The following is a 12,537-nucleotide window of genomic DNA, read 5'->3' as shown; positions in this document are numbered from 1 at the left end:
TAACAATCCCTTTAGAGGGGATATAAAACCTTCACTGTTTTGGATATATGAAAAAAGAGAACGAAGATATCCTCTCTTGATATTAAATTAGACTAACCCGCTACACAATTAATATCGATGAAAAAAGAAAAAAGGAGAGACGAATCCCACCAGATACTAAAAACTAATATTTATTTAAAACATACATCAATCAATTAATCGGGAAGACAGGATTCGAACCTGCGACACCTTGGTCCCAAACCAAGTACTCTACCAAGCTGAGCTACTTCCCGTATAGACAGAAAAACCGAAGCCTTCAGACTTCATCTCTATGCACCCTAGAGGAGTCGAACCTCTAACCGCCTGATTCGTAGTCAGGTACTCTATCCAGTTGAGCTAAAGGTGCTCTTTCCTATGCCGAGGACCGGAATCGAACCGGTACGATTGTTTCCAATCGCAGGATTTTAAGTCCTGTGCGTCTGCCAGTTCCGCCACCCCGGCTTCCTCAAGCGAACGACGGGGTTCGAACCCGCGACCCCCACCTTGGCAAGGTGATGTTCTACCACTGAACTACGTTCGCATTCGCTTCTTTCCTTTAATGCCGGCTACATGACTTGAACACGCGACCCTCTGATTACAAATCAGATGCTCTACCAACTGAGCTAAGCCGGCTTATCTCCTATGCGGGTGAAGGGACTTGAACCCCCACGCCGTTAAGCGCCAGATCCTAAATCTGGTGCGTCTGCCAATTCCGCCACACCCGCCTGTGACTATGACCCGTACTGGGCTCGAACCAGTGACCCTTTGATTAAAAGTCAAATGCTCTACCAACTGAGCTAACGAGTCTCTCTAATGTATCTCTATACACTAAAACGGTCCCGACGGGAATCGAACCCGCGATCTTCGCCGTGACAGGGCGACGTGATAACCGCTACACTACGGGACCTATTAAGCTTTTCCGCTTAAAGAAATGGGAGTTAACGGGATCGAACCGCTGACCCTCTGCTTGTAAGGCAGATGCTCTCCCAGCTGAGCTAAACTCCCAAAAAGGAAGTATCTCTACTTCCTATCCTTGCTAAGCGACTACCATATCTCACAGGGGGCAACCCCCAACTACTTCCGGCGTTCTAGGGCTTAACTTCTGTGTTCGGCATGGGTACAGGTGTATCTCCTAGGCTATCGTCACTTAACTGCTGAGTATCTAACACACTCAAAATTGAATAACGCCTCAAATGCTACAGGCTAAACCTTGCGCTGCTTCTCAATGAATTTATTTCTCGGATAAGTCCTCGAGCTATTAGTATTAGTCCGCTCCATTGCTCACACAACTTCCACTCCTAACCTATCTACCTGATCTTCTCTCAGGGCTCTTACTAACATAACGTTATGGGAAATCTCATCTTGAGGTGGGTTTCACACTTAGATGCTTTCAGCGTTTATCCCTTCCCTACATAGCTACCCAGCGATGCTCTTGGCAGAACAACTGGTACACCAGCGGTAAGTCCACTCTGGTCCTCTCGTACTAGGAGCAGATCCTCTCAAATTTCCTTCGCCCGCGACGGATAGGGACCGAACTGTCTCACGACGTTCTGAACCCAGCTCGCGTGCCGCTTTAATGGGCGAACAGCCCAACCCTTGGGACCGACTACAGCCCCAGGATGCGACGAGCCGACATCGAGGTGCCAAACCTCCCCGTCGATGTGAACTCTTGGGGGAGATAAGCCTGTTATCCCCAGGGTAGCTTTTATCCGTTGAGCGATGGCCCTTCCATACGGAACCACCGGATCACTAAGCCCGACTTTCGTCCCTGCTCGAGTTGTTGCTCTCGCAGTCAAGCTCCCTTATACCTTTACACTCTGCGATTGATTTCCAACCAATCTGAGGGAACCTTTGGGCGCCTCCGTTACCTTTTAGGAGGCGACCGCCCCAGTCAAACTGCCCGTCAGACACTGTCTCCGATAGGGATCACCTATCCGGGTTAGAGTGGCCATAACACAAGGGTAGTATCCCAACATCGCCTCCATCGAAACTGGCGTCCCGATCTCTTTGGCTCCTACCTATCCTGTACATGTGGCACAGACACTCAATATCAAACTGCAGTAAAGCTCCATGGGGTCTTTCCGTCCTGTCGCGGGTAACCTGCATCTTCACAGGTACTAAAATTTCACCGAGTCTCTCGTTGAGACAGTGCCCAAATCATTACGCCTTTCGTGCGGGTCGGAACTTACCCGACAAGGAATTTCGCTACCTTAGGACCGTTATAGTTACGGCCGCCGTTTACTGGGGCTTCAATTCATACCTTCGACTTACGTCTAAGCACTCCTCTTAACCTTCCAGCACCGGGCAGGCGTCACCCCCTATACATCATCTTACGATTTAGCAGAGAGCTGTGTTTTTGATAAACAGTTGCTTGGGCCTATTCACTGCGGCTGACTTTAAGCCAGCACCCCTTCTCCCGAAGTTACGGGGTCATTTTGCCGAGTTCCTTAACGAGAGTTCTCTCGATCACCTGAGGCTACTCGCCTCGACTACCTGTGTCGGTTTGCGGTACGGGTAGAGTATAAATTAACGCTAGAAGCTTTTCTTGGCAGTGTGACATCACTCACTTCGCTACTAAACTTCGCTCCCCATCACAGCTCAATGTTACAGATAGAAGCATTTGACTCCTATCACACCTCACTGCTTAGACATGCTCTTCCATTCGCACGCTTGAGTTAGCCTACTGCGTCCCTCCTTCACTCTATACTCTAGTACAGGAATCTCTACCTGTTGGCCATCGGATACACCTTTCGGTCTCTCCTTAGGTCCCGACTAACCCAGGGCGGACGAGCCTTCCCCTGGAAACCTTAGTCTTACGGTGGACAGGATTCTCACCTGTCTTGCGCTACTCATACCGGCATTCTCACTTCTATGCGTTCCAGCGCTCCTCACGGTACACCTTCACCACACATAGAACGCTCTCCTACCATCCCCTAAAGGATCCACAGCTTCGGTAAATTGTTTTAGCCCCGGTACATTTTCGGCGCAGGGTCACTCGACTAGTGAGCTATTACGCACTCTTTGAATGAATAGCTGCTTCTAAGCTAACATCCTAGTTGTCTGTGCAACCCCACATCCTTTTCCACTTAACAATTATTTTGGGACCTTAGCTGGTGGTCTGGGCTGTTTCCCTTTCGACTACGGATCTTAGCACTCGCAGTCTGACTGCCGACCATAATTCATTGGCATTCGGAGTTTATCTGAGATTGGTAATCCGGGATGGACCCCTCACCCAAACAGTGCTCTACCTCCAAGAATCTTTCTGTCGACGCTAGCCCTAAAGCTATTTCGGAGAGAACCAGCTATCTCCAAGTTCGTTTGGAATTTCTCCGCTACCCACAAGTCATCCAAGCACTTTTCAACGTGCCCTGGTGCGGTCCTCCAGTGAGTTTTACCTCACCTTCAACCTGCTCATGGGTAGGTCACATGGTTTCGGGTCTACATCATGATACTATGGCGCCCTCTTCAGACTCGGTTTCCCTACGGCTCCGTCTCTTCAACTTAACCTCGCATCATAACGTAACTCGCCGGTTCATTCTACAAAAGGCACGCTCTCACCCATTAACGGGCTCGAACTTGTTGTAGGCACACGGTTTCAGGTTCTCTTTCACTCCCCTCCCGGGGTGCTTTTCACCTTTCCCTCACGGTACTGGTTCACTATCGGTCACTAGGGAGTATTTAGGGTTGGGAGATGGTCCTCCCAGCTTCCGACGGGATTCCTCGTGTCCCGCCGTACTCAGGATCCTGCTAGGTATAAAGATTATTTAAAATACGAGGCTCTTACTCTCTCTGGCAACCCTTCCCAAGGTCTTCTTCTATAATCTTTAAGTCCACATCGCAGTCCTACAACCCCGAGAAGTAAACTTCTCGGTTTGCCCTCTTGCCCTTTCGCTCGCCGCTACTCAGGCAATCGCTTTTGCTTTCTCTTCCTGCAGCTACTTAGATGTTTCAGTTCACTGCGTCTTCCTCCTCATATCCTTAACAGATACGGGTAACAGGCATCTACCTGTTGGGTTCCCCCATTCGGACATCCCTGGATCTACGCTTACTTACAGCTCCCCAAGGCATTTCGTCGTTTGTCACGTCCTTCTTCGGCTCCTAGTGCCAAGGCATCCACCGTGCGCCCTTACTAACTTAACCTTATTTTTGACCTCTCAGTCATATACTCATTAATATTCACAGCGTTTCGGTTTATTTTCTTGTTACTATTTGATATCGTTATTCAATTTTCAATGTGCTAAATTTAGGATATTCAGAGACGGTTCGCTTGCGAAAACTTCTGTAGAAAAATAGGAAACTGACGCTGTGTTCCATGAACACAAGGAAGTTTATCTTTTTTCCTAAGAAGTTAGTCTCGTATTCAACTTCACTTCTTTATTAAGTTCAGTAGGATTCTATCCTAATGGAGCCTAGCGGGATCGAACCGCTGACCTCCTGCGTGCAAAGCAGGCGCTCTCCCAGCTGAGCTAAGGCCCCGTACAATACATAGTTGTACTCTATTTTATTTTTTCGCGATACTCTATTGTTAAGTTACCGCTGGTCCCTGTCGTGCGCTAACGCTTCGACAAAGGCGAACTGGCGTTCTCCTTAGCTGAGCTAAGGCCCCACAAGACCTCTCAAAACTAAACAAGACAAACTCAATGGCTTCCGTTTTCCTTAGAAAGGAGGTGATCCAGCCGCACCTTCCGATACGGCTACCTTGTTACGACTTCACCCCAATCATCTATCCCACCTTAGGCGGCTGGCTCCTTACGGTTACCTCACCGACTTCGGGTGTTACAAACTCTCGTGGTGTGACGGGCGGTGTGTACAAGGCCCGGGAACGTATTCACCGCGGCGTGCTGATCCGCGATTACTAGCGATTCCGACTTCATGTAGGCGAGTTGCAGCCTACAATCCGAACTGAGACTGGCTTTCAGAGATTAGCTTGCCGTCACCGGCTTGCGACTCGTTGTACCAGCCATTGTAGCACGTGTGTAGCCCAGGTCATAAGGGGCATGATGATTTGACGTCATCCCCACCTTCCTCCGGTTTATTACCGGCAGTCTCGCTAGAGTGCCCAACTCAATGATGGCAACTAACAATAAGGGTTGCGCTCGTTGCGGGACTTAACCCAACATCTCACGACACGAGCTGACGACAACCATGCACCACCTGTCACCGATGTTCCGAAGAAACTTCCTATCTCTAGAAATAGCATCGGGATGTCAAGACCTGGTAAGGTTCTTCGCGTTGCTTCGAATTAAACCACATGCTCCACCGCTTGTGCGGGCCCCCGTCAATTCCTTTGAGTTTCAACCTTGCGGTCGTACTCCCCAGGCGGAGTGCTTAATGCGTTAGCTGCGGCACTAAGTCCCGGAAAGGACCTAACACCTAGCACTCATCGTTTACGGCGTGGACTACCAGGGTATCTAATCCTGTTCGCTCCCCACGCTTTCGAGCCTCAGCGTCAGTTACAGACCAGAGAGCCGCTTTCGCCACCGGTGTTCCTCCATATATCTACGCATTTCACCGCTACACATGGAATTCCACTCTCCCCTTCTGCACTCAAGTTAAACAGTTTCCAAAGCCTACAATGGTTGAGCCACTGCCTTTCACTTCAGACTTTTCTAACCGCCTGCGCTCGCTTTACGCCCAATAAATCCGGACAACGCTCGGGACCTACGTATTACCGCGGCTGCTGGCACGTAGTTAGCCGTCCCTTTCTGGTTAAGTACCGTCACAGCATGAACTTTCCATTCTCACACTCGTTCTTCCTTAACAACAGAGCTTTACGATCCGAAAACCTTCTTCACTCACGCGGCGTTGCTCGGTCAGGGTTCCCCCCATTGCCGAAGATTCCCTACTGCTGCCTCCCGTAGGAGTCTGGGCCGTGTCTCAGTCCCAGTGTGGCCGATCACCCTCTCAGGTCGGCTATGTATCGTTGCCTAGGTAGGCCTTTACCCTACCTACTAGCTAATACAACGCAGGTCCATCTACTAGCGATGCAATTGCATCTTTTAAGCATCTAACATGTGTTACATACTGTTATGCGGTATTAGCTATCGTTTCCAATAGTTATCCCCCTCTAATAGGCAGGTTACCTACGCGTTACTCACCCGTTCGCAACTCACAGTCTATGGTGTAGCAAGCTACGGTATAAACTGTGCGTCCTACTTGCATGTATTAGGCACGCCGCCAGCGTTCGTCCTGAGCCAGGATCAAACTCTCATATAAAGTTTGAGCTCTCACTCATTTCTGTCACTGACAGATTTATTGTTTCTTCTTAATGTTTGACGGACTGTCTTCTTAAACAGTCGCCTGCACATTGGTTCGTCTTGTTCAGTTTTCAAAGGTCTTTGTCGCCCCTCAAGCGACAACTATCTTAGTATATCACCTCCTCCTCTTCTTGTCAATACCTTTTTTCATCTTTTTTTATTTTCTTAACCTTTTTCTTTCAATTTTTCCTTCCTCCTCTTTCTTATCTCCTGTAAACTGCTAAATACTTGCGCTAGTCATACGAAAGATAAAATATGTATAAACTAAAAATTCTATGACCTATTATCATAGAACTTTTATATCATTTTTCTATATATTTATTGTTTATCTCTAACAATCATCTCAGCTATCTTATTTATGGCTTAATTTTCTAGTCAAAAAATCACCAGCAAACTGAATAGCAAAGATAAGTACAATGATAATAACCGTTGCTAAAATAGTTACATCGTTATTATAGCGATTGAAGCCATAAGCAATCGCAACATTCCCGATTCCTCCAGCACCGACAGCACCAGCCATTGCAGTCTCGCCAACGAGAGAAATAAGAGTGACTGTTGTCACACGAATCAAATCTGGCAAACCTTCACGCAGATAGGCACCAACTAGGTCACCGAAAGTCGCTCCGCTTGCCTGAGCAGCTTCGATAACACCGCCGTCTAACTCAGCGAGTACAACTTGAACTTGGCGAGCAAAGAAAGCAAATACTGCAAAAGAAAGAGGTACAATGGCTGCGTTCGGTCCAATACTAGTCCCCACAATCAAGTGCGAAAAAGGTGAAAGCACAGCTAACAAAAGAATAAATGGGATGGCGCGGAAGATAGACGTGATTTTGTCTAAAATCCAAAAAACTATTTTATTTTCCAAGACACCACCTGGAGCAGTCAAAACAAGAAAAAGCCCTGCAATTAAGCCTAACAATCCGCCAATAATAAAAGAAATGACTGTCATATACAATGTCAAGTAAATAGCCGTTCCCCAGCCAGCTTGACCGCTCCAACCCATTCGATAAACATTCGGCAAGTATGTTTGAATAAAATTTTCCATCTATGCTTCTCCCTTCAATACTGTCAATTGAACACCAGCTTCACGAATAGCTGTTTTAGCTGCTGCTAGATTTTCCTTTTCACCAGATAAAACAACGACCAGTTCCCCGACAGGCGTTCCACCTAAAATTTCAATGTTCCCATAAAGTATATTGGCAGTAACTTGATGATGTTTGTAAATTTCATTCAGCAAAGGTTCATCTGTAGAGGTTCCTGCGTACTTCATTTGCGCCAAGAGACTATTTTTCGCCAAATGTTTGACAATTTCTTGTTGCTCAATCTTGCCCATAGCTTCATCAATTCCTGTTGCAGTCGAGATGAAGTCTTTGGTTAAGTCTTGCTGAGGATTAGAGAAAATATCCAAGACAGAACCTTCTTCAATCAATTGACCGTCCTGCATAACTGCGACACGGTTGGCAATGTCTTTAACAATTTGCATTTCATGGGTGATTAAAACAATTGTTAATCCTAGCTTTTGATTTAAATCTTGTAAAAGAGCTAAAATTTGTTTAGTTGTTTTTGGATCTAAGGCAGAGGTTGATTCATCAGAAATCAAGATTTTGGGGTCATTTGCCAAGGCACGCGCGATTGCAACCCGCTGTTTTTGCCCTCCAGAAAGCTGAGAAGGATAATTTTCAGCACGATCGGCTAAGCCGACCAACTCCAACAGTGTACGCACTTTTTCTTTCTTTTCTTCTTTTGATAAGCCAGAATGTTTCAATGCAAAAGCGACATTTTCTTCTGCTGTTAATTGACTCATCAGATTAAAATGTTGAAAAATCATGCCGATGTCTTGACGTTTGCGGCGCAGCTGTTCGGCTGTTAAGGTTACTTTCTTGTCAAAAAGAACATCCCCATCTACAATAATTTTTCCACTTGTGGGTACCTGCAAAAGGTTAATCACACGCACCAAGGTTGATTTCCCAGCTCCAGAATAGCCAACAATTCCATAAATATCTCCTTCTTGAATATGAAGTGTCACATCTTTAACTGCTTGAATCTGACGTTTCTTTTGTTGAAAAGTTACGTCAATATGCTCGAATTGAATCATTTCTTTACTCATAACTTACAATCAGCTCCTCTACTAATTCAATATGGGTGTAATAATCTGAAATGCGTACATTCTCATCACCGCCATGGTCTCGACTATTCGCATTTCCAAGTCCAAAGGCGACCATTGGTACCTCAAGTGCTTCAAATACCGTGTGCATCGGTCCTGTACCTGCTGTGGTTGGTAAGACAGAAACTCCTTTTTGATAGAATTTCTTAGCTAATTCAATGACATTTAAAATCGGCAACGCACTCATATCACTACGATAGCTCATTTCTCCCAAAGTATAAACTAATTCTACCTTATCAAAACCATTTTTGTCGAGTTGTTTGCGAATCAGTTCCAATACTCCATGTGGTTCCAGTCCTGGCACTAAGCGAACCTCTACTTTTGCCGAAGCTTCTGACGGAAGAATCGTCTTCACTCCTTGACCTTGGTAACCAGAAGTAATTCCTTCAATGTTCAAAGATGGTTCAAAGAAAATTCGATTTAAAAAAGATTTTTTCTCTTCTTGTAATAAAGGTAATTCCAAACCATAAATAGTTTCTACTTCTTCTGGACTGCGCTGAGCGTATTGTTCCACTAAAGCTAACTCTCGTTGATTAGGTGTGATTACTTGATCATAAAGCCCTTCTACCTGAATACATCCATCCTTATCTCTCAAGCTAGCAAGGGCGTTCAACAAGTACCAAGAAGCCGAATCAATCACACCACCAAAGCTAGAATGAATATCCACTTCCGCACTTTTGACCTTCATATCAAAGGTCACAATTCCCTTGTTCCCACCAGAAATTTCTAGTTGACCCAAAGAATTTTTAATTCCTTGTTCCCAAACGAGAAGATCTGCCCCTTGCAGAAGCACCTTGTGTTTGGCTAGGTATTTTTCTAAATCAACAGAAGCAGACTCTTCTGCTCCTTCCATCATAAAAATGACATTGACAGGTAACGTTTTATGCTTTTGTAAATATTTTTGCATAGCCGTCAAACGCGCGATAATATGTCCTTTGTCATCATCTACTCCGCGACCATACATGCCACCGTCTCGAATAGATAAGGTAAATGGGTCATCTGTCCAAATCTGATCGCTATCTGCCGGAACCGTGTCGTAGTGATTATAAAAAATAATTGTCTTAGCTGTAGGGTTTGAACTTTTAAACTTCGCTATCACAAATGGCGCTGTATAGCTATCATCTAATTCCACCTCCGCACCAGCTCTTGTAAAGATTTCTTTTAGATAAGCAGCCACTTCTTGTAAACCGACTTGTTGAGCGAAGATTGATTTTTTAGCAATCAAAGTTCGTAAAATGGCGATATATTCTTGTGTTACTATATCTTGTTCAAATTTTTTAATTTGCTCTTCTTCACTTGAAAATGTCATATTTTCTCCTTATAGAATGGCGACAAAACTCAGTCGGTAATTCCAACTGAGTTTTTAGACTGAAATACAGCTAATGAAATAAAGATTACCAAACCGGTTGGTCTAAACCATCTGATGTTTCTTCAACCACTTTTTTCACTTCATCTGAATGATAAGCTTTAATGAGTTTCTTAATGGCATCTGCTTTTGGAGATTTTTCCCAATCTTTTTTAGCTGCAATGATGTTAAACCATTGTTTTGAATTTTTATCTTTCGGTTCAATGAACAAGGCTTTTTTATAGTCCAATTTTGCTTCTGTTACAAATGTATTGTTTACAACGGCTGCATCTACTGAAGTCAATGAGCGAGCTGTTTGACTAGCATCCAATTCTGTAATTTTCAATTTTTTCGGATTTTCTTTGATATTTGCCACAGTTGCCAATTCATTTCCAGACTTGTCTAATTTAATCAATCCTGCAGATTGTAATAAATTAAGCGCCCGACTTTCATTTGTCGCATCATTTGGAACCGCAATTTCTGCACCATTTGGAATTTGGTCTACTTTTGTATATTTATTTTTTCCATTTTTGGTACCAGAGTAGAGACGAATGGGTGAGATATAAGTTTCAGCAGCTGCGACTAAGTCTTGCTTGTTTTCCTTGTTCCAATTGTTCAAGAAATAGTAATGTTGGAAAGCATTGATATCCACTGCACCATCAGCAACCGCTTTATTTGGTTGCGAGTAGTCCGTAAATTCTGTAAATTCCAATTTAATATTGTCTTTTTTCAACAATTCTTGGATCTTGTCCCAGCGTTTTTCTTCTGAGTCGCTCTTTGTCATCACACCAATCTTAACCGTTTTGGCGTTATCACTTTTATTTCCTGAACCACAAGCTGCTAAGCCAATCACTGCTGCAGCTGCTAGAGCCGTTATTCCAAACCATTTTTTCAATTTCATTTTCTGTCTCCTTTAAAAATCTTATGAAAATAGTATCGCACATATTTACCTGATTGACAAATTGTTATTTCATAACAAAGGGTATAGTTATAAACTATAACTATACCCTTTGTGTAAGAAAACCAGCTGAAACTTTGAAACTAGCTGGCTTTACATTCTCTTATTTCACATCTGCTTCCGCTGGCAAGTAACTACCGCCAAAGAATTTTTGGGATAATTTTTCCAAAGTTCCGTCTTTATACAACTCTTGAATGCGCTTATTAACAAATGTTTTCAACTCATCTTGTCCTTTTGCTAAAAGCGGATAAACATAAGGTTGTTGATCACTTGGTAAATCAATCACTTTCAAGTTGTCCAGTTTTTGATTTTTAATGACTGTTTCAACACCAATTTTATCAAAAATCTTATAATCAAACTTACCGTCGTTTAAATGACTCATAATCTGTTGAAAATCTGCTTTTGTATAGCTAATTTTCGTTGGATTGCTAACATGTTCTTGATTGTATTTTTCTAATTGTGCTGCAGTCGTTGTCCCTTGTACAACTTCTGTTGTCTTGCCACCAATATCATCCAGCGATTGAATGCTTTTATCAGATTTTTTTATCACTAAAACGTTTGGATTTTTAGCAGTTGGAGCTGCATACAAATACTTTCTTGCACGTTCTTTTGTATAGCTGATATTGTTGACCGCCATTTGGTAGCGATCACTATCCAGACCTGCGAAAATACCTGACCACTCTGTTGTTTCAAATTTTACCTTGTATTTGTCAGAATCTTTGAAGATTGCACGAACTACTTCGATTTCATAACCTGTTAATTTACCATTTTCTTCATAGTTAAATGGTTTGGGTGAAGCATTCGTTGCGACTTTAATTTCTGTTTTTCCAGATGAAGTCGTTGATTTTGAATTGGAGCACGCTGCTAAAGCTCCTATTGTCAAAAAACCAAGGGCTGCTAAAGAAGAATATTTCAACACTTTTTTCATATTCCTATAATAACCTCTTTCATTAAGATAAGTCTTATCATATCAAATATTTTCCTTCTTGACTATTATTTGATTTTTATCAAAGTGATAGTTTTTCTTTATCAAGGAACGCTAAGCGAAATCAGATTTTTACCAAACATTGATACATTTGACGAATAGTGGAAAACTCAATTACTTTTCTAAACTAGCTGCGCGCGTTAAAGCGACATCAATATTAGCACAAAAGTTGTCTGCACCAACTCTATCAATAAAGCTTGCTTTTTCCATGATATGGTAAGGTTGTTCGTTGACATTTGCCAAGGATCTCTTCAAGAGCATCCAACCCCGAAATATCCATTGCAGACACACTGCGCATACGAAGAATTAAGACATTTTTACCTTGTTCAGACAAAAGAAGTCCTTGATTTGTCCAACGATGATTCCAAGGGTAAATCCAACAGTGATGGTCTTTGAAATAAATTTAATCAGATCACCAAAATGCAACAAACCTATGCCAATGAGCATAAGGCTAGCTAAGAAAGTAGCCACTGTCAGACCAGATAGACCATACTGCGCAATAATTCCATAAATGATAACAACCAAAGCGGCTGTTGGCTCACCAATCTGAACACGACTCCCACCTAAAAAAGGGAATGAAAAAACCAACTACAACAGCTGTATAAACATCTTGCTCTGGATTGACCCTCGAAGCAATCGCTAAAGCAATTGACAATGGTAAGGCAATAATTGCCACGATAATCTAGCTACAAGGTCTTTGACAAATTGTGCACCCGAATAATTCTTTACCATACTAAAAACTTAGGATTGATATGCTTAAAAGCGTCCATTTTCCCCTCCTCTTTTTCCCTGTTCCCAGACACTTGCGAG

At 43.5% G+C, this 12,537-nt stretch carries 6 protein-coding genes, 10 tRNA genes, 3 rRNA genes and 1 pseudogene; all 20 read right to left on the bottom strand.

Annotated elements, in window-relative coordinates; genetic code table 11:
• Positions 1 to 198: 198 nt before the first annotated feature.
• A tRNA-Pro gene (locus ANG_RS03315) sits at positions 199 to 272 on the bottom strand.
• A 39-nt stretch (positions 273 to 311) separates the two neighbouring features.
• Positions 312 to 385 (bottom strand) — tRNA-Arg (locus ANG_RS03310).
• A gap of 9 nt (positions 386 to 394) precedes the next feature.
• A tRNA-Leu gene (locus ANG_RS03305) sits at positions 395 to 480 on the bottom strand.
• 7 nt (positions 481 to 487) lie between these two features.
• A tRNA-Gly gene (locus ANG_RS03300) sits at positions 488 to 559 on the bottom strand.
• Between the two features lie 19 nt (positions 560 to 578).
• A tRNA-Thr gene (locus tag ANG_RS03295) sits at positions 579 to 651 on the bottom strand.
• A 10-nt stretch (positions 652 to 661) separates the two neighbouring features.
• Positions 662 to 743: transfer RNA gene (locus tag ANG_RS03290), tRNA-Leu, on the bottom strand.
• Positions 744 to 752: 9 nt separating this feature from the next.
• Positions 753 to 825: transfer RNA gene (locus tag ANG_RS03285), tRNA-Lys, on the bottom strand.
• 27 nt (positions 826 to 852) lie between these two features.
• A tRNA-Asp gene (locus ANG_RS03280) sits at positions 853 to 925 on the bottom strand.
• A gap of 25 nt (positions 926 to 950) precedes the next feature.
• Positions 951 to 1,023 (bottom strand) — tRNA-Val (locus ANG_RS03275).
• Between the two features lie 30 nt (positions 1,024 to 1,053).
• A 5S ribosomal RNA gene (gene rrf, locus ANG_RS03270) occupies positions 1,054 to 1,169 on the bottom strand.
• An 87-nt stretch (positions 1,170 to 1,256) separates the two neighbouring features.
• Positions 1,257 to 4,158, bottom strand: a 23S ribosomal RNA gene (locus tag ANG_RS03265).
• 263 nt (positions 4,159 to 4,421) lie between these two features.
• Positions 4,422 to 4,494: transfer RNA gene (locus ANG_RS03260), tRNA-Ala, on the bottom strand.
• A gap of 184 nt (positions 4,495 to 4,678) precedes the next feature.
• Positions 4,679 to 6,234 (bottom strand): 16S ribosomal RNA (locus ANG_RS03255).
• Together the 16S, 23S and 5S rRNA genes with 10 tRNA genes alongside form the textbook arrangement of a ribosomal RNA operon.
• 393 nt (positions 6,235 to 6,627) lie before the next feature.
• A complete protein-coding gene (locus ANG_RS03250; RefSeq protein ID WP_025271659.1) occupies positions 6,628 to 7,320 on the bottom strand; it encodes a methionine ABC transporter permease in 693 nt (230 codons plus the stop codon).
• Positions 7,321 to 8,382: a methionine ABC transporter ATP-binding protein gene (locus ANG_RS03245; protein ID WP_003035425.1), complete on the bottom strand. Its 1,062-nt coding sequence runs from the start codon at positions 8,380 to 8,382 to the stop codon at positions 7,321 to 7,323. It lies immediately after the preceding gene.
• Entirely contained in the window at positions 8,375 to 9,748 is a 1,374-nt protein-coding gene (locus ANG_RS03240) for a M20/M25/M40 family metallo-hydrolase (protein WP_003035464.1), read from the bottom strand. Before ANG_RS03240 ends, ANG_RS03245 begins: the two co-directional genes overlap by 8 nt.
• An 85-nt stretch (positions 9,749 to 9,833) precedes the next feature.
• Positions 9,834 to 10,685: a MetQ/NlpA family ABC transporter substrate-binding protein gene (locus tag ANG_RS03235; RefSeq protein WP_003035554.1), complete on the bottom strand. Its 852-nt coding sequence runs from the start codon at positions 10,683 to 10,685 to the stop codon at positions 9,834 to 9,836.
• A 160-nt stretch (positions 10,686 to 10,845) separates the two neighbouring features.
• Positions 10,846 to 11,670, bottom strand: coding sequence for an amino acid ABC transporter substrate-binding protein (locus tag ANG_RS03230; protein WP_003035476.1), 825 nt, complete (start codon positions 11,668 to 11,670; stop codon positions 10,846 to 10,848).
• A 244-nt stretch (positions 11,671 to 11,914) separates the two neighbouring features.
• Positions 11,915 to 12,007, bottom strand: coding sequence for a hypothetical protein (locus ANG_RS11645; RefSeq protein ID WP_368400214.1), 93 nt, complete (start codon positions 12,005 to 12,007; stop codon positions 11,915 to 11,917).
• 44 nt (positions 12,008 to 12,051) lie between these two features.
• Positions 12,052 to 12,497, bottom strand: a pseudogene (locus ANG_RS11610) (SulP family inorganic anion transporter); the annotation flags it as partial.
• Positions 12,498 to 12,537: the final 40 nt, after the last annotated feature.

The sequence above is a fragment of the Streptococcus anginosus subsp. whileyi MAS624 genome (assembly GCF_000478925.1).
Taxonomy (GTDB): Bacteria; Bacillota; Bacilli; order Lactobacillales; family Streptococcaceae; genus Streptococcus; species Streptococcus whileyi.
Note: the sequence above shows the minus strand (reverse complement) of the source record. Positions and strands in the feature narration are given on the sequence as shown.